The organism is Stenotrophomonas sp. GD04054, assembly GCF_029836955.1.
Lineage (GTDB): Bacteria > Pseudomonadota > Gammaproteobacteria > Xanthomonadales > Xanthomonadaceae > Stenotrophomonas > Stenotrophomonas maltophilia_A.
This window is the reverse complement of sequence record NZ_JAOECR010000044.1, coordinates 14,879-39,103: the sequence shown is the minus strand read 5'-3', so window position 1 is coordinate 39,103 and position 24,225 is coordinate 14,879. Positions and strand designations below refer to the sequence as shown.

General features: G+C 64.4%; 21 protein-coding genes. 8 read left to right on the top strand and 13 right to left on the bottom strand.

Annotation, left to right across the window (positions count from 1 at the left end):
* A partial coding sequence (locus N7573_RS17415; protein ID WP_279943234.1) for a hypothetical protein occupies positions 1 to 248 on the bottom strand: 248 nt, incomplete at its 3' end.
* A gap of 90 nt (positions 249 to 338) precedes the next feature.
* Here N7573_RS17415 and N7573_RS17410 point away from each other — a divergent pair.
* The 3 genes from N7573_RS17410 to N7573_RS17400 all read left to right on the top strand — a co-directional run bounded on the left by N7573_RS17410 (position 339) and on the right by N7573_RS17400 (position 2,117).
* The gene (locus tag N7573_RS17410) at positions 339 to 755 is read left to right on the top strand and encodes a hypothetical protein (protein ID WP_279912358.1); all 417 of its coding nucleotides are present in this window, start codon (positions 339 to 341) and stop codon (positions 753 to 755) included.
* 68 nt (positions 756 to 823) lie between these two features.
* Entirely contained in the window at positions 824 to 1,147 is a 324-nt protein-coding gene (locus N7573_RS17405; protein ID WP_088435675.1) for a hypothetical protein, read from the top strand.
* Between the two features lie 127 nt (positions 1,148 to 1,274).
* Positions 1,275 to 2,117, top strand: coding sequence for an MnmC family methyltransferase (locus N7573_RS17400; protein ID WP_107431311.1), 843 nt, complete (start codon positions 1,275 to 1,277; stop codon positions 2,115 to 2,117).
* A gap of 3 nt (positions 2,118 to 2,120) precedes the next feature.
* Here the strand turns inward: N7573_RS17400 and N7573_RS17395 are convergent, their stop codons facing one another.
* Both N7573_RS17395 and N7573_RS17390 read right to left on the bottom strand, forming a co-directional pair.
* A complete protein-coding gene (locus N7573_RS17395; RefSeq protein ID WP_132809012.1) occupies positions 2,121 to 3,089 on the bottom strand; it encodes a polysaccharide deacetylase family protein in 969 nt (322 codons plus the stop codon).
* A gap of 70 nt (positions 3,090 to 3,159) precedes the next feature.
* On the bottom strand, positions 3,160 to 3,819 hold the full coding sequence (locus N7573_RS17390; protein ID WP_279912357.1) for a hypothetical protein: 660 nt from the start codon (positions 3,817 to 3,819) through the stop codon (positions 3,160 to 3,162).
* Positions 3,820 to 3,952: 133 nt separating this feature from the next.
* Between N7573_RS17390 and N7573_RS17385 the strand changes: the two genes are divergently transcribed.
* Positions 3,953 to 4,633, top strand: a complete 681-nt coding sequence (locus tag N7573_RS17385) for a hypothetical protein (RefSeq protein ID WP_121504768.1) — start codon at positions 3,953 to 3,955, stop codon at positions 4,631 to 4,633.
* 91 nt (positions 4,634 to 4,724) lie between these two features.
* On the opposite strand, the gene N7573_RS17380 is transcribed toward N7573_RS17385, so the two are convergent.
* Together N7573_RS17380 and N7573_RS17375 are read right to left on the bottom strand one after the other, a co-directional pair.
* Entirely contained in the window at positions 4,725 to 4,898 is a 174-nt protein-coding gene (locus N7573_RS17380; protein ID WP_097048477.1) for a hypothetical protein, read from the bottom strand.
* Positions 4,899 to 4,907: 9 nt separating this feature from the next.
* Complete coding sequence (locus N7573_RS17375; protein WP_279912356.1) at positions 4,908 to 5,720, bottom strand: alpha/beta hydrolase; 813 nt, start codon at positions 5,718 to 5,720, stop codon at positions 4,908 to 4,910.
* A gap of 222 nt (positions 5,721 to 5,942) precedes the next feature.
* Between N7573_RS17375 and N7573_RS17370 the strand changes: the two genes are divergently transcribed.
* Positions 5,943 to 6,422 carry a nuclear transport factor 2 family protein gene (locus N7573_RS17370; RefSeq protein ID WP_279912355.1) on the top strand — a complete coding sequence of 160 codons (480 nt, stop codon included), beginning with the start codon at positions 5,943 to 5,945 and terminating at the stop codon, positions 6,420 to 6,422.
* Positions 6,423 to 6,497: 75 nt separating this feature from the next.
* The gene (locus tag N7573_RS17365) at positions 6,498 to 6,890 is read left to right on the top strand and encodes an XVIPCD domain-containing protein (protein ID WP_279912354.1); all 393 of its coding nucleotides are present in this window, start codon (positions 6,498 to 6,500) and stop codon (positions 6,888 to 6,890) included.
* Positions 6,891 to 6,956: 66 nt separating this feature from the next.
* Here N7573_RS17365 and N7573_RS17360 read toward each other — a convergent pair whose 3' ends face one another.
* On the bottom strand, positions 6,957 to 8,102 hold the full coding sequence (locus N7573_RS17360) for a YncE family protein (protein WP_180853046.1): 1,146 nt from the start codon (positions 8,100 to 8,102) through the stop codon (positions 6,957 to 6,959).
* 165 nt (positions 8,103 to 8,267) lie between these two features.
* Positions 8,268 to 9,194: an XVIPCD domain-containing protein gene (locus N7573_RS17355; protein ID WP_279912353.1), complete on the bottom strand. Its 927-nt coding sequence runs from the start codon at positions 9,192 to 9,194 to the stop codon at positions 8,268 to 8,270.
* A gap of 219 nt (positions 9,195 to 9,413) precedes the next feature.
* Between N7573_RS17355 and N7573_RS17350 the strand changes: the two genes are divergently transcribed.
* Together N7573_RS17350 and N7573_RS17345 are read left to right on the top strand one after the other, a co-directional pair.
* Positions 9,414 to 10,274, top strand: a complete 861-nt coding sequence (locus N7573_RS17350; RefSeq protein WP_004139637.1) for a hypothetical protein — start codon at positions 9,414 to 9,416, stop codon at positions 10,272 to 10,274.
* A gap of 27 nt (positions 10,275 to 10,301) precedes the next feature.
* Positions 10,302 to 11,594 (top strand): XVIPCD domain-containing protein, encoded by a 1,293-nt coding sequence (locus N7573_RS17345; RefSeq protein ID WP_049462930.1) that lies wholly within the window; start codon positions 10,302 to 10,304, stop codon positions 11,592 to 11,594.
* A gap of 54 nt (positions 11,595 to 11,648) precedes the next feature.
* Here N7573_RS17345 and N7573_RS17340 read toward each other — a convergent pair whose 3' ends face one another.
* The 6 genes from N7573_RS17340 to N7573_RS17315 all read right to left on the bottom strand — a co-directional run bounded on the left by N7573_RS17340 (position 11,649) and on the right by N7573_RS17315 (position 24,216).
* On the bottom strand, positions 11,649 to 14,861 hold the full coding sequence (locus N7573_RS17340; RefSeq protein ID WP_279912352.1) for a helicase-related protein: 3,213 nt from the start codon (positions 14,859 to 14,861) through the stop codon (positions 11,649 to 11,651).
* On the bottom strand, positions 14,861 to 16,699 hold the full coding sequence (locus N7573_RS17335) for a phospholipase D family protein (RefSeq protein ID WP_279912350.1): 1,839 nt from the start codon (positions 16,697 to 16,699) through the stop codon (positions 14,861 to 14,863). Before N7573_RS17335 ends, N7573_RS17340 begins: the two co-directional genes overlap by 1 nt.
* On the bottom strand, positions 16,696 to 17,886 hold the full coding sequence (locus N7573_RS17330) for a DUF6361 family protein (protein WP_004139630.1): 1,191 nt from the start codon (positions 17,884 to 17,886) through the stop codon (positions 16,696 to 16,698). Before N7573_RS17330 ends, N7573_RS17335 begins: the two co-directional genes overlap by 4 nt.
* 530 nt (positions 17,887 to 18,416) lie before the next feature.
* Complete coding sequence (locus N7573_RS17325) at positions 18,417 to 20,240, bottom strand: dynamin family protein (RefSeq protein WP_279912349.1); 1,824 nt, start codon at positions 20,238 to 20,240, stop codon at positions 18,417 to 18,419.
* On the bottom strand, positions 20,237 to 22,456 hold the full coding sequence (locus N7573_RS17320) for a dynamin family protein (protein WP_182267145.1): 2,220 nt from the start codon (positions 22,454 to 22,456) through the stop codon (positions 20,237 to 20,239). Before N7573_RS17320 ends, N7573_RS17325 begins: the two co-directional genes overlap by 4 nt.
* A complete protein-coding gene (locus tag N7573_RS17315) occupies positions 22,453 to 24,216 on the bottom strand; it encodes a dynamin family protein (RefSeq protein WP_032968364.1) in 1,764 nt (587 codons plus the stop codon). The genes N7573_RS17320 and N7573_RS17315 overlap by 4 nt, the downstream gene beginning before the upstream one ends.
* Positions 24,217 to 24,225 lie beyond the last annotated feature (9 nt).

Sequence of the window (24,225 nt, the reverse complement as noted above, 5' to 3'; positions counted from 1 at the left end):
AGCGGCAGCGCGCTCAGCACTGCACCACCGATGCCGATCCACGGCCAGCGCTCGCCGCGCACGCGCGAAGCCACCGCCAGACCGCAGCCCACCAGCGCCGCGCCCAGCACCCCCACGCCCAATCCCGCAGCCATGCCATTGCCGCCTGCGGCCACCGCCGCCTGCGCAGCGAGGCTGCCCGCGCCCCAGCCCACCACGATCCCCAGCCAACTGGCCACGCCGCACCACGGTGCCTTGCCCTTCGCCATCCGAAAACCCCTGTGTCCTTGCCGAATTTCTGTACGGACCACGCCCGTGTGCTGCCTACACTAGCCGCACCTGCCCCGTCGGGACATCCCATGCGCACGCTCCGCCTGCTGCTGCCCGGTGCCCTCCTGCTGCTCGCCGCCTGCAGTGGTGATGCCGGGCTTCCTTTCAGCGCCGACCCGTTGCAGGGCTGCTTCGCCACCGGCGCGCGCAAGCCGGCCGATTTCCGCATCGACAAGGAAGGCGGCCAGTACTTCGTCTCCTTCAGCCGCGGCGAGCAGTGGCAGCGCGAACCCAATGCGCTGCACAAGGCCACCCGCAGCGAGATCAGCCGCTACTTCCGCGATGACGCCGAGCAGATCGACAGTGCGTTGATCCGCATGGCCGGTGGCTTCGGCATCTTCCACTTCAACAAGGGCGCGACGCTGAAGGGAAAGGCCAGTGATAGTGACTACATGGCGCTGATGCTGATCGGGGCTGGGCCGGTGTATGCGGTGAAGTGCCCGTAGATGCAATGATTCTGATGGCGGCGCAGGGCACTATGGTTACAACCTGTCTTCTTTGAGGAGCGATGCCAATGCTGCTGTTTCTGCTGCTTGCGGTAAGCGCGCCGAAGACCCAGGGTGCCTATGACGAAGTCCGGCAGCTGTCCGATGGCCAGACCCTGATCATGCGCACCCTGGACTGGGATCTCGGTGATGGTCGCCACGAGCGCGTTACCGTGCATTGGCTGCTGCAGGAAGACGGCAGCCTGCGCTACGACTTTGATCGGCAGCCACCAGAAACCCAGGACGTCCATCGTCGGTCGTGCGCCCGTGTAGGCATGCAGCCGTCGCGTGGCGTCGGCATGCTCTCGGGGGAAGGGACCACACACGGCTACAGCTGCACCAGCCAGCGGTAGCGCCGAGCCCACGCTCGGCTCCTCCCGTCTACATCCACGCATGGCGTGGATCTACTGCAGCAGCCACACGTGGCCCCGGCAACAGCTGCGGTACCATGCCCTCCCCCGAACCGCCCCGGTACCCGCCGTGCCCCATTACACCGGCCCCCTGCTGACCCGCGACAGCGCTGACACCCTGCGCCGTGCCCATGACAAGGGCGCTGCCGACTGGCAGGGCTCGCTCGACCTTGGCCGCAGCGAGGACAGCGTGGTGCTGGATGCCGACGGCTTCCACTTCCGTGGCCAGCGCTACCCGTGGCCGGGCAAGCTGAAGGACCGCACGCTGTACTACTGGGACGGCGAGGACTTCGCACCGATCTCGCGCTACAGCGGCTCGCTGATCAAGCTGGTGCCCACCGAATGGGGCGCACCGACCTTCGAGATCGACGGCATCAAGATGCTGCCGACCTCCAAGCTGTCACCGTTCGAGGATGCGCGCCGCAAGGTCGAGCTGGTCGCCCCGGCCGGCAAGGTCATCCTCGATACCTGCGGCGGCCTGGGCTACTTCGCCGCCTGCGCGCTGGAGGCCGGTGTCGGCCAGATCCGCTCGTTCGAAAAGAACGCCGACGTGATGTGGCTGCGCACGCTCAACCCGTGGTCGCCGGATCCGGACTCGGCCGCCGCCGGGGGCCGCCTGCAGTTCAGCCACGGTGACGTCTCGCAGCAGATCGAACAGGTGGCCAGCAACAGTGTCGACGCGATCCTGCACGACCCGCCGCGCTTCGGCATCGCCGGCGAACTGTACTCGCAGGTGTTCTACGATCACCTCGCCCGCGTCATCCGCAAGGGCGGGCGCCTGTTCCACTACACCGGCGCGCCGAACAAGCTGACCAGCGGCCGCGACGTGCCGCGCGAAGTGGCCAAGCGCCTGGAAAAGGCCGGTTTCAAGGCCGAGCTGGCGCTTGACGGCGTGCTGGCCGTCAAGCGCTGAGCTTCATTCCGAGTCAACCTTCGCCAGCTTCATCACCCACTTCGGCACTTCCGGTTCACCGGCGTAGAAGTCTTTCGGCTTCTTCTCGGCCATCGCCCAGCGGTGCAGCCAGCTCGGGCCATAGCGACCGCTGTAGCCCTCGGCGCCGCGCGCGTAAGCAGGATCGCGCATCGCCTCATCCAGTGAAATGAAGCGATAGCCGCGCCGCTTCGTCGCCGCCACCAGTTCGGCGAAGGTGGCTGCATTGAGTTCGTTGGCATGCATCAGCCAGACCTGCGGCAGCGCGTAGCCCAGCAGCGCCTGCGACTGCTTCTCGTAGTAGTCCAGCTTGTTCAGCATGTACGGCACATAGCCCTTGCGCAGCTGCGCCAGCGTCGCCTCGCGCGCCGGGGAATCGGGCTGCTCGTTCATCACGTTGGCATAGGCAAACGCCCATACCCACTCCCCGTTGTCGACCGTCACCGGTGCCACGCGGTAGCCGTGCTGCTTGAAGAACACGTCCATCTCCGCGCGTTCTTCCGGTGTGCGTCCGGCACGCAGATAGGGATGGCGCATCCACTGCGGTTTCAGTCCGCGCTCGGCCAGCAACGGCCGCAGCACCGTTTCACCACGCAGAAAATCCTGCTGGAACGCAGGCACCCCCCTGGCGTTCAGATCCATGTGCGAATACGTGTGGTTGCCCAGCACATACCCGGCGTCCAGCCAGTCGCGCAGCATCTGCACCCGCGCGGGCTGCACGTGTCCGTTGATCTCAAGCTTGTTCTCGTTGACGAAGCCGACCACCGGCACACCCGCCTGGCGAAGCTGGGCCATCAGTGCTTCGTGCCGCGACTGCAGGTCCGGCGGAACGATCTCGTCCACCCGCGCCCACGGCAGGTCGTCGATGGTCATCGCGATCCGGCGATCCACCTCGGCGGCGTGTACCGCCAACGAACACAGCAGCAATGGCACAGCACGCAGCAACCAACGCATCAGCACATCCTTGCAGGGGCGAAGTGCTGACTCTAGCGCGATTGCGGGCGCGCGGCCGGTCCCACACCCGCTATGGGCCGGGCGACTGCACCTGACGTTCGCGCACGATCGCCCGCCACAACATGAATCCTGCAGCCATCGCCATCAGCATCAACGCGACCAGCACCAGGGCAAGATCATCGGGATTGCGCAGCAGCGGTGCATGCTCATGGGTGAGAATCTCGAACACCACCTGCTGTGCCTGTGCCAGCGGCAACCGGCCCTGCTCGCCCAGCTCCACCAGGCACGCCGCTGGGGACAACTTGGCCACGCCAGTCCATGCCAGGTCGTACAGGTGCAATGCCCTGAGGGCCAGCGTCAGGATCGCGGCGTGCAGCGCCATCAGCCCCCAGTTGGCACGTCGCAGGCGTTCCGACAGGCGGCCCAGCCGGTAGACGCTGATCGACATCGCGCCCAGCAGCGCCAGTACCACGCCCGCCATCGGAATCCACTGCAAGGGTTGCCACGGTGCAAGCGCAGTGGACCGCGCCAGCAGTTGTTCGGCCACCTGCATGCGCGCGACAGGGTCGGGCCCACCGCATGCATCATCCACCGGCTCCAGCAGCAGTCCCACACGGTAGTGGAAGAAACCGACTGCAAGGGCTACCGCCAGCAGCGCCACCACCTGCAGTGCCAGCAGGATCGGGCCAGGACCACAGATACGACAAAAGCGGGTAGCAGCAGAGACCATCGGTTCATCCATGACAACAAAGGACCATCCTAACCAAGCGCCCTGTGCTTGTCGGCTGGCGGATACGACAACCGGCGCGCGGTCCCGGTAGGATGTGGATGAGCATGGATGGTCGTATGTAGAGGTGTTGTGGATGGTCACGCTGTATCTGTGGGTGCGAACGCTGCTTCCGCTGCTGGCGTTCGTGATCGCCTGGATGCTGCTGTCGCGCCTGATCAAGGCCCGCGTGGCGCGCCTTCCACGGGTTCCCTTGAACCTGCCCGAGCACAGCAGCAGCCCGCGCAGGAAGGACCGGCGCATCTACGCGCGCAAGCTGCGGCGAAAGCCAGGTCTGCGTACCGCAACTCGCCCGGCCTCCGCGCCGCGCAGCTGGAACCTCGCAGCGGTGTTCGTTTCGCTCTTCACGTTGATCGCCACCGTGCTGGTCGTGCCGGATGGCGCGCGCTTCCAGGTCATGGTCGAGAGCATCACCGGCTACCCGGCTACGATTGCTGAAGTACATGTTCCCGCTGCCGGGCAGCCCCTCGTACTGCAGGCGTGGCAGCCAGCACTGGCGCAACTGTCGCGGCCGGTAACGATGCGCTACCCGATCGGACGCACCGGCGGCGAGCATGATGCGCACGCCATGCTACCGGTACAGGTGAGGCATCAGGGGGATCGCCTGCAGGTGGCTACGGCAGTGCCGGTGGATGCCGAGCTGCTGCGTGCAGAGCTTGCGCGCTTGGCGGGGCTGCCGACGGAGGCAATCACCGTCCGCCAGCGCGAGATCTCACCCTGGCTGGAACCCGGCTGGAAGCCGCTGGTCGACCTGTAGAGTCGAGCCCATGCTCGGCTGCTGTTGCAGTAGATCCACGCCATGCATGGATGGATGCAGAGCGGAGTCGAGCATGGCTCGATTCTACAGATCACGATCCGCGCGGCAGCTTCGCGGCCCACATGTTGTCCACCAGATTGGGATAACGCCGCCCGTTCTCTTCCGCACGCTGCCGGGCTGCCTCCTTCTGCGCAGGCGACAACGGCTGCGACGTCTGGCCCTTGGGATTGGGCTTCTTCCACGGGGGCGTCTTCGGTTCACGCATGGCCGCAGCTTACTGCTTCAGGAAGTTCAACAGCGCCAGATTGAAGTGATCAGCATGACTGGTGTTGCAGCCATGCGGCGCGCCTTCCAGGATCACCACCTCGCTGCCCGCAATCGCCTCATGGGTGCGCTGGCCGGAGCCCTCGAACGGCACGATGGCGTCACTGTCACCGTGCAGGATCAAGGTCGGCACCGTGATCTTCTTCAGGTCATCGCGGAAATCGGTAGTGGCAAACGCCTTCATGCAGCCCAGCGCCGCCACCTGGTCGGATTGATGGCACAGCGCGATCGCCGCCTGACGCGTCTCTTCGGTCACCATCAACTGGCCATGGGCGCTGAAGAAATCGCGGGTGAAGTCATCGAAGAACGCCTCACGATCCTTCTCCAGACCGCTGCGCATTTCATCGGCCTTTTCCTGGGTGAGCGGGCCTTCCGGGTTGTCATCACTGCGCAGCAGGAACGGCGGCACCGCCGCTGCAAACACCACGCTGTGCAGACGGTCCTGCCCATGATTGCTCACATAGCGCGCCACCTCACCGCCGCCCATCGAGAAGCCGACCAGGGTGACGTCGTGCAGGTCACGCTCCTCGATCACCCCGGCCAGGTCCGCTGCCAGCGTGTCGTAGTCATAGCCCTCGGCCGGCTTGTCGGAACGGCCGAAGCCGCGCCGGTCGTAACTGATCACCCGATGCTGCGCATCGCGCAGGATCGACACCTGTTGTTTCCAGGCATCGGCAGACAGCGGCCAGCCGTGGATCAGAATGACCGGGCGGCCGTCACCACCGGTGTCTTCAACGTGCAGACGGATGCGGGAAGCAGGCATGGGAGCTCCTGTGGAAGGGGAGGCTTTCAGGCTATTGGCCGGCCCCTATCGCGACCGTGACGGAATCGCCGATCGCCATGACATCGCCTGCACAGGCGACGCCGCCGGAGCCGGACCGTCAATGCGGGCATTCACTCCGTAGAAGGGCCGTTTCATCGGAAGCCGGCTGCAGCGGCCCAAACGCCATGCGAGCCTGCGTGAACCATCCCCGGGAGTTTCGCCATGTTGCTGCTTACCTTGCCCCTGCTTGCCGCCGGTCTCGCTGCCGCACCGTCGCCCGCCGATGACCTGCGCCAACAGATCCGCCAGGCCGACACCCAGCTCTTTGCTGTGGCCTTCGAGGCCTGCGATGCCGACAGGGCCGCCGCGATGACCACCGAAGACATGGAGTTCTTCCATGACAAGGATGGCAAGTCAGCCAGCAACCGCGAGGACTTCCGCCGCAGCGTGGCCAACATGTGCAGCAATGCGCGCAAGGGCGGCTGGAGCCTGCGCCGTGAGCTGGTGGAACCTTCGCTGCAGGTGTTCCCCTTGCGCGACGAGCGGGCGCTGGAGATCGGCGACCACCGCTTCCATGAACGCGGCAAGGACGGCGTGGAGCGCTGGGTGGGCCGGGCCCGCTTCATCCAGATCTGGCGCCGCGTGGACGGGCGCTGGTTGGCCGAGCGGGTGATCAGCTACGACCATCGGCCGGCGGACTGACTCCTCGGGCGCGCTTCACGGGCCGGATCTATACTGACCGGGCCCACCACGACCCACCGCTACCGTTCGATCGCCATGGCAGAGATCACCCCCAACCACCCCGACTACGGCCTCAACCAGCAGATCCGCCAGGGCGTGGCCACACTGGACGCCCAGCATGGTCGCCCGTTCGATCAGACCAGTGAACGACTGACTGCCAGCCTGACCGTGCTCGCCCGCGAGCAGGGCCTGCAGCAGGTCGACCATGTGCTGGTCAGCAATGCCACGGCCCAGCACCCGGCCGGGCACAACGTCTTCGTGGTGCAGGGCGACCCGGCCAATCCGGCGCACCTGCGCGCGATGATGCCGACGGCTGTGGCGGTACAGACGCCGGTGGAGCAATCGATGCAGAAGCTGGGGCTGGGTGCGCAGCCGCAGGTCGAGGTGCAGACGCAGGAAATGCAGAATCCTGCGCCGCGGATGGGATAAACGCTGCAGCTTGAAAAGGGGGCAGCGCATCGCGCCCTGCCCCCGCGTCTACAGCCTGGGCACCGCTTACAGCTGGATGCGCGCGACGCTCTCGTCAGCGCCCTTGTCGTCCTTCTCGCCGTTCTTGATGCTCACGAACAACACGTTGTTCTTCGCATCCAGCGCCAGGCTGTTCGGGTGGGTCGGCACCGTGTAGGTGGCCACCTTCTGGTAGCTGTCACTGTTGTAGGCCGTCACCGTGCCGGCTTCGCGGTTGGTCACATACAGGCGCTTGCGCGGTGCATCCAGCAGGATGCCCAGCGGGCCGGCGTCGGTCGGGATGCTGGCCAGCTCCTTGCCGGTGCTGCGGTCGAGCACCAGCACGCGCTGGCCCGGGTGCTTGCTGACCAGGCCGCTGCTCTTGGCCTGGTAGCCACGCAGGAATTCCGAGCCCTGGTCGGTCACGAACAGGCGCTTGCCGGCCGGGTCCAGCGCAATGTTCATCGGCTGCTCGGCGGCGATCTTGTGCTGTGCCACCACCTTGTTCGAATCGGTACCCACCACCACCAGGTCGGCCAGCAGGTTACTGGTGTAGACGCGCTTGTTGGCCGCATCCAGCGCCAGGCCCGGCGCCTTGGCATTGCCCAGGCCATCGATGGTGTTGATCACCTTCAGCGTGGTGGTATCGATCACGAACAGCACGCTGCTCACGTCCGGCTGGCTGCTGTGGCCGGTCACGTACAGGCGGTTGGCGGCGCTGTCGACCACCAGCTCGCGCAGGTCGTGGGTGTAGGCGGCCTTGCCGTCCTTGCCGGTCTTCTTCTCCATCAGCTGGATGGTGCCGACGGCCTTGTTCTGCGCGGTGTCGACCACCGTCACCGACAGGTCCACGGTGTTGCCCACGTACAGGCGGTTGTGGGCGTCATCCAGCACCACGCCGAAGGCTTTGCGCTCCAGCGGGATACGGGTTTCCACGGCCAGCGTGGTCGGGTTCAGGCGCAGCACCTGGGCCGGGCCAGCGTCATCGCCGAAGCCACCGGACGAGGCCACGAACACGGCATTCTGCTTCGGGCTGTAGGCCAGCTCGTACAGACCCTTTGCCACGGCCTGGCGCTGCACGGCGGCGGTGGCACTGGCGGCGGGTGCGTTGTCGGCGAACGCGGAGGGCACGCCGAGGCTGAGCGAAACGGCAACGGCCAGGGCGGCCGAGCGGAAAAGAGGATTACGGAACATGCGAGCGTCCTTGAATGGGCACGGGAAGGTGTCCTGGCTCGCTGGGCCGTACTGCGACGGCCCGACCTGCATCTGTCTGCGCGGGTGGGCTGGCTGGGGTTGCGGGGGAATGGTAGCAGGTGGGGGGCGTGGCGTGCGCCGGCGCGCGTATGGCAAGCGCGCGGATTACTGCTCCTTCAAGCGCAGCGAATCGGCCACATCGGTCTTGGCCGCCACCTCGGTGGCGATGCTGGCGCGGCGGTGCCCCGGGTCGTTGCGATCGCCCTGCACGATGAAGATGCTCTCGGCGGCATGGCTGCTTTGGGTCGGCTGGCTGAGCAGCACGTGGTCCACGCGCGAGAGATTGTTCTGCTTGGCCAGCACCAGAAGGCTTGCGCTGATGCGCTGGCTGGCGGCATCGAACGGGCGGCCATGCGCGGCGTCCAGCTCGGCCACCTTCTGGATCAGCTGCGCGAACAGGCGATGGTCTGGATGCGAGGGGTCCAGCAGCGTGCCGGCCACCTCAATCGGCGTCGGCGGCGGCTCATCGCTGCCACGGTCGCCTTGGCGATGGTGTTCGGCCTCGCGCTCGGGCATCGCGTGATGGGTTTCGGCATTCAGATCGCTGCCTGGGAACGGCGCAGCAATGCACTGGATTTCCGGTAGGTTGAACAGCACCGCGAACTCGCCTAGGTTGCTGCCGCCGTCCAGCGGCGCCGGCAGCGGATGCAGGCCAGCGTAGTGCAGCGCTGCCCATACGAAATCGCTGCAGCGGTTGATGGTGGCCGGGCGATCCACATCGAATTCGAACTCGGCCGGTTCCTCGGCGAAATCACGCAGGCAACCATAGTGCTCCTCAGTGATTTCCAGAGTGCGACTGTAATACGGGTCCAGATGCTCATCGGCATCGTCGTGGCGCACCTGCGCATACTGCACGCCGGTGTGGGTTTCGCCCGGCGCCTGACGCGGCGGTGCGAAGCCGTAGCTGTGGGCCTCGTCGCCTGCCGCCACCTGCAGGTACATATGGCCGCGCGGCGAGATCCCTCCACTTTTCAGTGGGGTGCCGGGGGCGGCCAGGTACAGCGTTGCCGTGTAGCGTGTTGCCTGCTCCATGCCTGTTCAGCCTTGATGGGTGCTGCGGTCCTGGCTGGATGATGGCATAGGTGGGATGGCGGGCAGGTGGAGAAGCACGGAGCCCGTAGTGGAGGCATGCTGAATGTGTGAACCAGCGAACGCTGAGGCACCGGATGCAGATATGGAGCGTGACCGGCTCTGTGGAATACGCCGCAGAACCTGTCCTATAGTGCCTCGTACACCTCAAGGAACGGCCGCATGAACCTGCCACCGCCGGGCCGCTGGTTGGCCCTGGCCATCGCCTTGGCAAGCAGCACGGCCTGCAGCAAGGCCCCCTCCAAGGAACCGGAGCACCGGGAGACCCCCATGACCGACACCGCACAGTCCCACACCGTGGACGGCTACACCTACACCACCGCCCCCGTGGAAGCCACGCTGGGCCCACACCGCTACGCCTTCCCCGCCAACCTGTACGACGACCAGATGGGTCCGGCGGTGGGCGGCGGCATCGGCCTCACCCTCCTGTGGCCCGACCTGCAGGCGGCACCGCCGGGCACGCGCGCCTCGCGCAGCATGTCCGACCACCACCGCGCCATCAGCCTGTCGCTGGATTACATCGACGCCCTCCCGATCGCCGAGCTGCTGCCGCGCAAGACCAGTACCGAAGCGACCACCGAGGACGGCTCGATCAACCGTGACGACCCGCGCCGCCGGCTGGACCTGCGCAACGCCGGTACGCCGCACTTCGGGCTCACCCCGTACGCCATCGACGAAGCCCGCATGACGCGGTTTTCCGAGGCGTATGCCGCGCAGCGCGGCACGCCGCCGGTGCGCACGCCCGAAACCGACCAGGAGTGGTACATCGCCCGCGACACACAGGGCGCGCTGGCCACCTTCATCACCTGCAATCCGCCGCAGGATGGGCGCGAGGGGCTGACCGTGCAGGGCACCACGCTGGTGGATGACCCCGATGTGCCGGTGGCCACCTGCACGCATACCTTCACCGACCCGCAGGATGGGCTGTCGGTGCGCGCGATCTACCCGCGCGTGCTGCTCAAGGACTGGAAGGCCGTGGAGGACGCCACGCGCGTCCTGCTGGCCCGCTACAAGCTGCGGTAACCGACCAGGGTTCAGGAGGAACGACACATGGGTGAATTGACCCGCAAGGATCTGGAGATCCTCAGGGAATACGCAGACAGCGGAAACCGCGAGCGCTACTGGAGCTACCTGGCGCACAAGGAACATTCCGATGGCTACGGTCTGCTGGCCCTGGGCGTGGTGCGCAACGACAACCTGCCGGGCCAGGTCGCCAACGCCTACGCGCAGTCGCAGGCCCGTGACCAGCACGACCGCAACCCGGCCCTGCAGAACCGCAACCTGACCGAGCGCGAATGGGAGGCCTTCGGCCAGACCCTGCTGCACCGCGACCTGGAACGCCGCGAGCACTGGATGGAGGCCAAGCGCCCCGATCTGGCCCTGAATCTGCCCGGCCGCGATGTGCAGCAGGCGCACGATGAAGCCTTCAAGCGCCACCACCTCGACCCCAACTGCTGGACCCCGCGTGTGCTGCTGGAAGCCACCCGCAAGGAACGCGGAGAGGGCAAGGCCGAGGAAGTCTGGAAGGAGATGCTCAACAACGATGTCGGTGGTACCCAGCGCGCGGCCAACACGCTGGGCAGCGCGTACCTGGCCATGCCCTTCTGGAGCGCCACCGGCTATGTCGGCCGGCTGGGCCTGTACGAAGGCTCGCTCATGGCTGAGGCACTGCCCAGCAGCGATCCCAATGTCATCGGCTCGCGCAGTTCGTACCACATGTATTCGGAAAAGGAGCAGGCCTGGTACCTGCAGGTGCCAGGCAGCATCCCACTGCGTGAGCACAACCCGAGGATCATCGCCTCGCTGGACGACGCCCGTGCCGTGCGCCTGGAGCGCGCGGAGAAGGCCACGCACTTCCACCCCGAGGACAGTTACCGCACCCGCCTTGAAACGCCCAAGGTGGTGATGAACGAGCCGCTGGAGCGCGATGGCCGCGAAACGCAGCTGGCCGCCAACCGCCCCGACCACGCCAACGATCCGGTGTACCAGCAGATCCGCGGCCAGGTGGCCAGCCTGCAGGCCGAGCACGGCCTGGTACTGGGCAACAACCCTGATGGCGTGACCGCGCGCCTGGCGGTGCTGGCCAAAGAGAACAACCTCAGCCAGGTGGACCACGTGATGCTCGGCAAGGCCAACGGCCCTGGGGGGGCGGGGCAGAACCTGTTCCTGGTGCAGGGCGCGCTGGATGATCCGGCCCACCTGCGGGTGGCCATCTCCGCCGAACAGGCCGTGCAGGCGCCGGCCGAGCAGAGCTACCGGCAGCTGGACGCACTGGCGCAGCGTCAGACGCAGGATGTGGAAAGCGCGCAGCAGGTGCAGCGGGAGGGGATGCGGATGGCGTGAGCCTTCCGTGGGCCAGGCAGGGGGCAGCGCATGCGCCCTGCCCGGCCGACCCGGTCAGTCCGGCAGCAGTTCGATCCGCCAGGTATCCAGCAATGCCTGCACATCCTCGCCGCCTTCCGCACGCGCTTGCAGGTGCCCCAGAAGATCCTGCTGGCGCGGCTGTGCAAAGACCATGCGATACAGCGCCAGGCTGCTCTTCAGCCGATCAAAGCGATGCTTGTCCTGGCTCAGAGGAAAATGGAACACCTTTCGCTCGACCGCCACACCGCCCGGTGCCTCGCAGATCCAGTAGGGAATCAAGCCCGCCAATGGCGTGTCCTTGTGAGGCAACTCTGCATTGGTGAATAGTCCCGCCCATGGGTCACCGGCGGCCTGGTCGGCCACGAACCCTGCCAGCCGCGCAACGTTTCGGCGGACGGCCAGTCCTTTGTAGCGATGAACGCGCCCCTCCCGCTGCTCAAGATCCACCGGATTGCCAGGCAGGTTCCAGTGAACGATTGAGTGGCACCAGGAATGGAAGTCCAGCCCTTCCTGCCCCACCGAAGTGGATGCGAGCACGAAGGGACGGAAGGGCGAGTTGAATGCATGCTGCAACGCGTCCTTGCGGGCAACCACCTTGTCGTCCTCGGTTGCATTTCCGTACCGCATCGCATACCGGCAACGCAATGACAGTGCATCATCGCGCACGAGCTTTCCATCCAGCAGCTTCACACCCTCAGGGTGAAGCTGGCTTGCGCGCACGTGGCCCGCATCGCTCACGCCCTTCGCGATGGCCTGAGCATGGGTAGATTTCTCGTCCGCTGCTTTCTGCTCGTGCAGCAGATGCAGGTACTCATCAAGCAAAGCCTGCAAATTGCCTTCTGCGCAGTAGGCCACCGCCCGCCGCCAATACACCCCACCTTCCTCGTGAGTGATGATGGCGACCGCTTCGGGCATATTCAGCTGTCGGCGGAACACGTCCGCAATCTTTATGGCGGCCTGGCGAAGGTCGGCCTCATTGTCTCCCGGCAGCAGGCGCAGCAATGCACGCAGAGCGCACACACCTGGTGCCGCCAATGCGAGATCAGCCAGTACCTCGGCAATGTCGTCGGGACGTGGCCCAAGCGTCTGCAGAGAGGGCTCGTCAAAACCGCGCCCCCATACCTGTCGCCAGTAGGCCACATGACGGGAGAACCCCTGCCCTGAAACGCTGGCGCCACCGTCTTCCTCATCCTCACCCGCACCAATCGTCAGGTCCTCCGAACCCCAGCACGGGTCCACATGCGATTGGACATGCGCACGCTCAAGCAGAAGCAGCGTCAACCAGTACCAGCGCACGTCAGGCGGCCCCGAGTGCCTGGACGCTGGCAGGTCAAGCGACTCCATCCTCTCCCTGATCCGACCGGCAGCCTCACGCCTGGCATCTGCCAAGTGCAGCGAGCCACCTGCAGCGACCGACATCGCCAAGGGATCGACCATTGTGGCCAGCGCGAGGGAAGGAACCAGCAGAGTGAGCGCGTTCATGTCCTCATGCCCGCTCTTGCCGCTGTTGAAGCGCAAGCGAGCACTCAGGCTCTTGCCAGGCGCGTCGTATCCGGGCTGGAGCGCATGCCCCGCCATGGCCAATTGCTCGGCATGGTAGGAAAGAAGGCCGGCAATCGCATCAGGAACCATGTTCCAGCTTGAGAACACCAGCGTCTTGCTGAAATGGGATACCTGCGCGTACGCACCCTCTCCTGCCCAGTAAGGCATGGAAGGAGGAACCCACAACAAGCGCCAGCTGCCCTGGTCCTCCATATCCTTGGCCAGCACGTCCATTCTCGGGTTTGCCGCCACCAACGGGCTGTACCGCTGCAGCGCATCCTGATCCAGCGTCCTGTACTGCGGATGCTGGGACAACGCCCGCCCCAGAGCCGCCTTGCCCTGTCGATCCATCATGCGGCGCTTGAAGGTGTATCCGTCCTCACGCATGAAGTTCAGCAGGTAGGGACTGGAGCGCCAGAACTCCATGACATCATTCGTCCCCGCCGCTCTTGCAAGCGCATCCACGCAGGCGTAGTCCGCCAGGTCCTCCGATGTCAGCGACAACGGAAGCGGGACATCCCTCACCATCGCATCGCGGCCCCGGGTTACACCCACGCGCTCGGTCCGGCACATCACCTTCTTGAGCCGACTCTCGATTGCACCCTTGAGCACACGTGCATCATCCTGCGATGCCCCCACGCCCACCAGCGATGCACGGAATGCGGCGAGGTCAGCGCGGAGCGCGGTCACCTCTTCCGGATCATTGAACAGGAATGACGCCGTTGCCAGGAAGTCGCGGTAGTGATCCTCCTGCTCCTGCTGGGCGACGAACATCTTGTAGGGCGTGGCCGAAAGCAGGAGCACGCGAGGCTTGTTCTCATGGTCGAACAACTCCTGCGCCAGCTTTGCAGCAGAAGATGCCGGGGCAGCCTCGTCATCGGAGTCAGGATCCTGCACGGCAAGAAGCTCGCGGAAGCGCTGGAACTCATCCAGCACCACCAGATCAGGCTTCAGTGCCTTCAGGCAACAGTGCGCCAGCGTGGTGCGCAGCCAGGACGTCAGCTCGAGGGCTTCGGCGCGCTCGTCACTGTCCAGTGCACGCGTCCGCCGACCGGCGTGCCTGTCACAGACTTCGACAAGCTGTCTCAATCGCTTCTTGTCCAACGACTTGACAAACGTACGGGTGATGGCCTCATCCGGTTCATCCACGCCGTCCTCGTGCTCAAAATGCTGCCGCCAGCCATCTCCCAGACCGCCACGCAGCACCCAGGCCAAGCCGTTGGCATTGAGCCTGGATACGCCCTGCAGCATGCGATGGATGAGCACGCGCTCGCGGGCCAGTCCTCCACGGCTGGTTGTTTCAAACGAAGTACCTGGTGTGAAACTGATGAAGTTCACACCGTCGCCTTCCAGACCGCCATCGGCAAGCGCCAGCGGCAGCAGGGTCAACCGGGTAGCGCGAACCGCTTTGGTCGAACGAAGCCGAAGACGCTCCAGGTTCTGCGATGCGATGGAAGCATTGGAGCAGATGTAGATGATGTCCATGCGCTCTTTGCTGGCTGCCTTATGGGCAACCACGCGCGCGATCAGACCTTTGGCCACCTGCGTCTTGCCCAGCCCCACCTCATCGGCGACCAGGAAACGCAGTGCCGGATCGTGATCTTCGTACATGCGTCGGAACGCATAGTTCACCGTCCTACGCTGGAAGCCCTTCAGCCGCTCAAGAACGGGGGTCGGATCCGAAAGATCTGTATTCCTGTTCATTACGCAGCCTCCTTGCCAATAGCGTTTCCCACAACTTCCCAGAGGGCCAGGAAATCATCGGGCAGACAGGGCTGCCCATCGAACTGCTTGTCCTTCAACCGCTTCACCATGCGATCAATCGCTTCAAGTCGTTCAGGCTCGCGGGAATAGATCCGCAGCAGCTGTTCAAACAGCGGGTAGTTCGCCATGAGGCCACTCGCATCCCTGCTGCCGCCACTGCTGCCATCCGCTCGATTGCGCGCTCCACAGCCTGCGGCCTGGGGATCATCCAGCAGCAGCGCGAGATAGCGCAGGAACGCCGCGCGGCTACCCAGCAGTTGTGCCACCAGCGCGTCCGCGCGGTCGTCTGGAGCGCCCTCCAGTGAAACTTCCAGCGCGAAGCGCAACGGCGGGACGGCCAGCTCCTCGGCGCGGGTACTGTTGGGCGTGACCTGGAAGCCAACCAGCGAACTCACCTCATGGCCGGCAAAGGTTCCCAGATCAACCTGACCCGCCTGTACAGCACGGGCCCGCTCGGAAACCACCGCCAACGGCCACGCGTGCAGCGTGGCACCGTCAAGCGGAAGGCCCGGGCACGAAAGCGCGAGGTTCCATCCCGAGACCGGATGGGTTTCGCAGTGCAGCGTCCAGGCGGCAGCTGCAATCTGGCGACGGATGGCCTCCAGCTGGTCCTGCAGCTGGCGACGCTCTGCGCCCTCCGCATCTTCGCCCTCACCGGGCGTGTACGTGTCCAGCAAGGGCTGGAGATGCTCGTCAAGCCACTGCCTCGGCGCGGGAATCCTGCTCACCGGACCGCTCAGCTCCGCAACCACTTCAACGTTGCTGCCGTTCTGCACAACCGCGTTGGTGTAATTGGCCGAACCGACTGCAACGTGCACCCGTTGGCCGCGCTGGAACACGGCCACCTTGGCGTGCAGGCCCTGCAGCGTATCGGCCTGTCCAGCCTCTTCACCTTCGGAGAGCAGCGTGTCAGGCTTCAACACGTAGGCACTGTCATCGGCCAGGCAGGCGCCGGCCGGAAGCCTATCCAGCTCATCGGCGCGACTCACCAGCATGAAGTCGCCGTTGCAGTGCTCGCGCAGCGTCTGCAGCGCGCCAGCGCGTACGAAGGGAGAGACGATCAACACATCCTGGGCCTTGCCACCGCCCTCGAGCGGACTCCACGGCACTGCCCGCTTTGCAGTACCCAGCACGTGGAACGCCAGCTGGGTGAAGCCCGGAGGCTTTTCCCAGTCAGCGCGCTCGATGTCCTTCGCCAACGATACGATCATCGCCTGCCGCTCCAGGTCCGGCGACGCCCCTTCGGTATTCAGCGGCAGCCAGCGCAGGAAGTCCGCCAGCGGCTTGTTGCTGGCCTCCTTGGCCTTTCCTGGCACACCATCCAGGCGCAGGCTCACGTCCCAACAGCGGTCCCAGGTCAGATTGCGGGTCAGCACCAGCAGACGTACGACGGTGGCAGGTTCGGCGGCCGCATCGATGGCCACATAGCGCAGCGCCCAGATCTTCGGGTGGAAGGCGCCGCCGTGTGGGGCGCAGACCTCATGCACCATGCCCTCAGCCAGCACCGCCAATGCGTTGCCTGCTGGCGGTGCTTCCATCCGTCCCCGTTCGCAGAACACCGCAAGCCTGCGGCTTGCCCGGCGCAGCCCTTCCACGAGGCGCAAAGGATCTTCTTCGGCGCTGTTGTCGTGGTCGCCGAGCAAGGCGAAATGTGCAGGCAATCCCAGCAACGCGCCCAGCGACAGGCTGTACGTAGTGGCGACGCCGGCATCAAACCGGTAGCCGCTGGGGGGCTGCAAGGCCTCGGTCAGAGTACTGCGTGCAGATGGATGGATCATGCGGCCTCCAGGCCGTGCAGGAGGTCGGCAAGGTGACGGCGCGTGATGCCCCACCGGTAATTGAGGATTCCGAGGCCGGACGCACCGCTCCAGCGATCGAGGTTTTCAGGATTGAAGCGCGAGAGATTGCCTTTCAGCGAGCGCTCCCGCTCACGCACGAGACTGCGTGACTGCGGGCTGTCGGCCTGGCCGGCCTTGACCAGCGCAAGCCAGCTGCTCACGAACTCGCGGGTGCGCGGATGAATCGGACGCCCCACCCGTTCCACCTGCTCCCAGAACTGCACCATGTCCCATTCGCCCAGCTGCGAAGCCGGAACGCCGTCGATCCAGGTCTTCAGTTCCTGGCCGTACTCCTCACGACGTTCATCGTTGGAAGACGCCTCCGCCAGGGCAAGGTTGTAGACCAGCGACGCACCGTTGGCGAGACGGGAGAACTGACGCGCGTGTTCCACGAGCTCACGCAGCGGCTGCGGAGCCTGGCGGATCTGTGGATGCAGCCATGGGAACCCGGCGTCGGCACAGTCGCCCAATCGCCCCTTGTCCTGCGCCAGCCACACCAACAGGGTCTGCGGGTGATGAACCTTCCATTGCTCGCGGATGAACTCCGCCTCGTCCGCGGTCAGGGACAGCGATCCCTCTTCCAGTGCGGCCACCGGTACCAGCTTCTCCAGTGAGGGATGCCAGGTCTGTGCAATCAGCTCAGCGTCCTCCATCCCGTCGTCGCGTTGCTGCTTCCAGCTGCGCTCCCTGCGAATCTGCTCGATGGCCGAGAAGTAGTCCTGCTGGGAGCCCGATCGCGCGAAGATGCCCCAGGAGCGCATGCCCGCCCAGTAGACGGAGCTGGCAAGGCGCTTGAGCGTGTGGCCGGAATCACGACCGAACGCCCCGTCCTCCGCCGCCAGGCAATCATTTAGCTTCAGCTCATCCTGCCGCGCACGCTCTGCAAAATCCCTGGGGCGTACCGAAGAAGCCTCCAGGCCCATGAACATCCTCGGCAGCAGAAGCATGTATCGCAGCCGCGTCTGGATGACGGAGGTGCCGGGGAACAGCTGGTCGGACAACGCATCGCGGATACCGCCAAATCCGAGCTCGTCGCGGGTGCCGGGCTGGTCCAGAAGGGCCAGCAGCGTAGCGCTGCGTGCCTGTGCCGCAGCGTCATGGTCGAGCCATGTCAGGCTGGAAGGCATCTCAAATCCTCCCGCAGGCGCGTGCGCGCGTGGATGCACGGCGCGATACATGGCGCGTGCATTGGGTCTGCTGGTTCATCACTTTCCCCTGTTCCTGTTCCTGGTGTGGGTGACGCTTGTATCTGTGCTGCTCGATTGCTCTTGCATGTGCCGGCCAGCCATTCTTCCGATCAATGCGTCACTGGCTGTCGCGCCCCCAAAGAAGATGGACCCGCAGGACGCACCATGGGCAGGGATGCCCCCGCCATTCATACGGAGGCAAGCCGCCCATGTGGGGACGTACACAACGTTGGACCTATCACTGCCCAGCCTGCGGTTGGCTTCGTATCACCCCGCCAACGGGGGATGTGCGTCTGCCAGGGCTGACGCACTTCTCCCATTGCCCGCAGTGCAGGTCACGCGCCGTCTCTGGCCACCCCACCCGCACCCTCGACCACCTTTGGAATGGTCTGCCTGAGGCCTGGCGGAAGGCAGACCCCAAGCCATAGCGGCATTCAGGCAAAGACCGGTCATGCCAACCCACACCCGCATCAAGCGGGCGTGAGCACCCGTCTTGCTGCATCGAGGAAAGCGGCATTGATCTGGTCCGCATCGACAAGAAGTCTGGACAGGGCGTCGAGGTTCATCGCCGCGTTGATGGTCTCCACGTTCTGGGTTGCCGAACGCATGGTTGCCGCATCCTGGACATCTCCCTGCATCAGGTCCAATGCAAGCGCACGCGCGGCCGAGCGGCAGGCCTTCGCCGTCGCGATGGATTCGGTGATGGCACTGCGATAAAGCTCGAACACCTCGTTGATCCGATCCTCGACATGCTCCATCGGCAGACGACCCTTGGGACGCTCACGCAGGAAGTCCTGCATGGATTTTCCACGGAATTCGTACTCCTTGCCGTATTTTGAGGAGTAAACACTGATGCCCTCAACCGTGATGCCATTCAGCTCGATTTCGTCCTGGATCTGCCCCAGGATCTCTTCAATCTGATCAGCTGATCGCAGATCGGCCTTGTTCAGAACCACGTAGACGGGACGTCCCTCGAAACCAATCTCCTTCAGGAATTCGATATCCGAATCCGGAGTCGTACCGTTGGCGTCAATTCCGATGACCCAGAAAAGCACATCCGACTTCCGCGAGTGAGACACGGCTACCGCGCGGTCGCTCTGACTGAAACTACCCTCGGTACCCGGGTTGTAGCCGGGGGTATCCATCAGACAGATGTTGCCGGTGCGCTCGGTGTCCATGCTGGTACCGACGCTTACCAAGGGCATGATCCGCTTGAGGTCAAAGCTGAACTTCTCGACAAACGCACGGGACATTTCCTGGTAGAACCCGGCATCCAGATCAATGCAGCCGCCATTGAACGAATACGCCTGGATCTGCGTCTGCTGCGCGGGATACACGTAGCTGGGGATGACGGTTGCCGGCGTGACGCTGGAGAGCAGCTTGAAATCCTTGCCAAGGAAGCTGTTGATGAAGGCCGACTTTCCGCTGCTGAAGCCACCGACCACCCCCACGACCGTGCGGCGGAAGATGTCCGGATTGGCCGCCATCAGGTGCAGCTCCTGCTGGATGGACTGCAACAACCTCAGCGCCTTCGCTTCGTCAGCGAGGGACGCCTCGGCACTCGCAAAGCGCATATAGTCATCATCGAGCAGCTTCTGGAAGGCTTCGATTCCCTCATTTCGCGGCGGCGGCACAGCAAGCAGGCGCGAAACGAGCGCAAAGCGGATCTGCGTTGCGGCATGTTCGGCCTGCAGAAGATCCAGGTCGCCACCCAATTGGCGGCTCTGCTCCTGCTCGCTTTCAAGCGCAGCCTGGGTTGCAGCATGCTGCATGGACTGCACCTTAAGGCGGTCCTGGGCATCCACCAGGCTCGTCGTCAGTTGCGCCCGGGCCATCTTCTCGGCTCCGTAGCGCTGGCTCAGGTCCAGTTCGCGCCTGCCCGCTTCCTGAAGCTCCTTCTGCAGCTCCTGCGAGACCTGCCTCTGGGCATCGAGTTCGCCAGCCAGTGCCTGCTCGCGGGTCTGCGCATCGTCACGCTCGCGACTACGGGTGGTCTCACTCTCGGCCAGGGCCTTGGACACATCCTTCAGCTCGGTTGCCCGCTCCGCCAGAGCCTCGGATGCGTGCTTCAGTTCAGCTTCCCGCTCTGCCAAGGCAAGCGCTCGTTGCTCCGCCGTGATGTTGAGCCGTCGATGGTCCTCCACGATGGAGATCCAACGCTGGCTGGCTGCGTCCATCTGCTCCTGGATGGCGGTCACGTGAGGCCGACGGCCCCACGGCTTCCACCCGGCGAGGTAGGTAAGGTGCTGCGCGCTGGCGCCATCGAACAACGGCCTGCCATTATCACCACTCACTGCATTGCCTCCAACTCCGCATCCATCATGGTCAGTGTCGCCCGCGTCTTTTCAGCTTCCTCCATCAACTTCTGCAGCGCATCGAACTGCGACTGGATATATCCAATGAACTCGCCAGCAACAGACTTGGGAATTTTCGACCAGACGCCCTCCACATAGCCGCTGACCGCATCCTGAGCCGCGTTCTGCAAAGTGTGTATTGCATGCATTGCTTCCGCGAGATACTGGCCCGCCTGCTCGCCTCTCAACTTCACGGTCGCTGCCGGCGTGCCCAGCACAGGTGCTCGGATCGAAACTTTAGGAAAATCCACGCTATTGACGATGCTCTTGAGTGCTGAGTAGACAGCTTCAATGTCCAATTCATCGCCCAGTTCATTACGGGCCGTGCTCACCAACTCCGAAAACAGAGCTCTGTCAAACTTGACCTGCTCATGCCTCGCTTCCTTGTTGAGATCGGTCCGCAGCTTACTTGCGAAAGCCGACACCGAAGCCTTTACCGATGCTGGCAGGATGGTTGCCTCGGTCTCGTCGTATTCACGATAGCCGCCGTCCCATAGCTTCTTGGCGAGCCAGTTGAGTGCACCGTGAGACTCGACTCGAACTTTCCGGGTCTCGGTTCCAACCGTGCGCTTCACGCCGGAATCGGCAGCGTCGAATGCGGAATCGATGACGCGTTCCATGGAAGCTTCGAGATGCTCGACAAAGTCTCTACTCACCCGCATCAGTTTTTCGTCGAGCGCGCGCGTGAGATCGATCCGTTTGCGCTCAAGCGCCCGTTTGTTCTTCTTCAGATCAGTCAGGCCCACATCGCCAATGTCACCTGCGCGCAACGCCAGCTTCTTGCGCAGCTCACGCAGCAGTTCGACCTGCTTCCGCTCCTTGGCATCCAGCAGGTCCTGGCGCCGAGCGGCCAGCACGCGCGCTTTCGCTAGACGGGTCTGTTCCACCACCTCATGCAGACCGGCCATGTTGGCCAACTGATCGAGATTGGTGCGTGACAGCCCTGGATTGTCATCCCTGAAGTAGTCCGGGTAGGTTTCCTTGAGGTTCTGCCATGCCGTCAGGCGGCCACCTTGCCAATCCGCCACGCTGTCGAACTCGACGGACATCGAATGGCACATGCCGGAACTGTGGATGATCGCATCCTCACCCTTGTCCACCAGGCTCTGGAATACATCGCCAACCTCGGGGTTGGAGAGCTTCAGCTTATCCAGCACCTTGCCCGCATGGCCCGCAAGCTCCCGCCGCAGACCGGTCAGCGAAGCATGCAGCTGTGCCTGCATTTCCGAACCATGCAGCGTGTTGTCCACCTGGCTGGCAACCAACACCAGTTCGCGGATGCCCTCGGCAGCGGTGATCCGCGCCATCACGTCCAGATCTTCCTGACTCATGAACTGCGCTGCCGGGCTGACGACAAACACCACATCGCAGCACTTCAAGAGATCATGGGTGCGTGCCTCGCGCGATGCGACCGGGTCATTCAGCCCCGGCGTATCGATGATGCGCAGCCCGCGCAGCGCCTCCACCGGCATCTCGATGTCGACGCTCTTGGTTACAGGCATGTAGTGACCTTCCGCGGCAACGTAGTCCGCTAGCAACGCCGCCAGGCCCTCTACGTCGTCGGCCTCCAGCGGCTTGTCCTCCTTCAGGCGGGCCAGCGAAAGGCCGGACGCCGTGATCTTCGCCCACTGTTCGTGCGAGGCCTGCAAGGACGGCTGCTGGGTGGCCAGTGCCCGTCGGGCACCCCGCTCGGCCAGCTCCCTTCGGCGCTCAGGGTCCAGGCCCGCACGCCCTTCCGTGCGTCGCAGCTCTTCGATCAGCGACTTCTCAAGCAGGTCGCTGTACACAGCAGCAGCCTGCTCGATGTTGGCAAGATCCGCCTGGGAGTAGAAGCGCGCGGTCGCCTTGAACCGCTCGCCGTAGGTCAGCGTGGTCAGTGCTGCGGTCATCGGCGTCGCCGCCTGCGGCAGTACTGACTCCCCGTTGAAAACCAGCGCGTTGAGCAGCGTCGATTTGCCGGCCTTGACCCGGCCGACAATGCCAATGTCCATCAGGCGATTTTCGTCGTCCAGTCGCAACAACGCTTCCTTCAGGCTATCGATCGTGTCGATCTCCCACTGCGACGAAGCCCCGACGGCGCCATTGAGAATGTCGGCGTGTGCTGCAAGCCACGTGATCAACTTCTGCTGACGGTCCAGGATCACTTCAGCACTCATCGGGCGGACTCCAGCGCGACGACTTCGTTCGCAACGGAGGTCAGACCAGCTTCCGCAGCGTCAAGTGCTTTCACGCGTGCCGCGCGGGCAGGACTGCTCTGCTCGGCCACAACACTTTCCAGCAGCTGCCGTTTTTCCTCGATGGCCGTCTTGAACTCATGCACGGCCTGCTCGATCAGGCCATCAACCTGTGCCTGCAGCAGCTCGGGCAGCTTGGTCCGGAACTCGCGCTGCACCGACGGAATAACCTGGTTGTCGATGGTCTTGCGCAGCTCCTCCTCGCGGAGCTTGCGCGACACAAACCCGAGGATCTCCGGCAGGAAGATCACGACCAGCTCGATCGCCGGAGCCACGACGCTGGTGGTGACCGCCAGAACGGTGGTGATACTGCGGAAGGCAACTCGGGCTCTCTGGGTCTTCTCCCGATCATTCTCGTCATCACCGGCATAGGGACGCAGCAGCTTCTCGTCTTCACGCGCCTTCTGCAGGTTGCCCTGCCAGCGCTCGAGCGCTTGACCGGTCTGGGTCAGCGTCTCCTGCACGCGCGTCTGCATCTGCTGCGTCCAGTCCGGTCCGCCGACACTGCCAACCTCATCCACCTCGCGCTGAGACAGGGATTTGGCCAGATCACCAATCGCCTGCTGGCTCAGCCCTTCCATGCGTTCCTTGACCACACGACTCAAGCGCTGGCGGGAAATATCGCTGACGACCTGCGCAAACCGCGGGTTGTTGCCACCGGCAGCGGCCGCCTGCAGCTCACTGGAGGCCTCGCGAAGGGCCTGGCCTACTTCCTCAACGCACTGTTCGACCACCTGGCTCAGGCGGCTACGGCCCAGCTTGGCGACGAGGGCGTCGCGCTGGGCGTTCAGATCATCCAGGGCATCATTCAGCTGACGTACGCTGCGATCAATATCCGCATCGCTCTGATCCAACGCCTTGCGTGCCATTTTCACCTGGGCACGAGCGTGGGCAAGCTGGCGCGAGATTCGCGGCAGGAAGCGGCCGATCCACAGATCACTTGCACTGATCTTGGGCAGCAGACTGGCCAGTCCATTGCCCTGCTTGCGGTCGTCGCGTGCCATGGCCGGCGCAACGCCCAGGCGCAGCTCAAGCTGCTCCCGTACAGCCACTTCCACGGCATCCACTTCTTCGGCCGAACGCAGGTTCGCCTTGCTCAGCAGGATCGAGAATCCAGCCTCATAGGTCTGCATGGTTTCAAGCTGGCGCAGCGTCGACTCGGCCAGAGTACCGTCGGGCACGCTCACGGCCACGATGAAGTGCGCGCCACGCGGCAGATAATGGGCGATGGCCTTGTTGTGGCTGTCCAGCGAGGAGCCGAAGCCGGGCATGTCCACGAGAACCTGTGGATACAGCGCTTCCAGGCGCGGGTCGTCCAGATGCAGTTCCAGGTGCGTGTACGACGAGGCCCGCGGCTTGATGGACAGCAAGTCCTCCACGGCGAGCCGATCACTGCCACCATCGGCACGGTGCGCCAGAACGTGGGGATCCCGGCTGAAGCGCAACTCGGTGGCCAGCTCAGTCTCCGGGGTGATACCGACCGGGAGGATGTCCGCGCCCAGGAAGGTGTTGATCAGCGAGCTCTTTCCTGCACTGAACGCACCGATGATCGGTACCAACAGTTCGGCCCGCTGCATTTCTTCGGCGAGCGAGTGGTTTTCAGGCAGTTCGATCGCTGCGCTGTCAGCCAGCGTCGTAATCCGGTCCAACAGACCAAGGCATTGATTCTTAACAGCGAACATCTGTTTCCC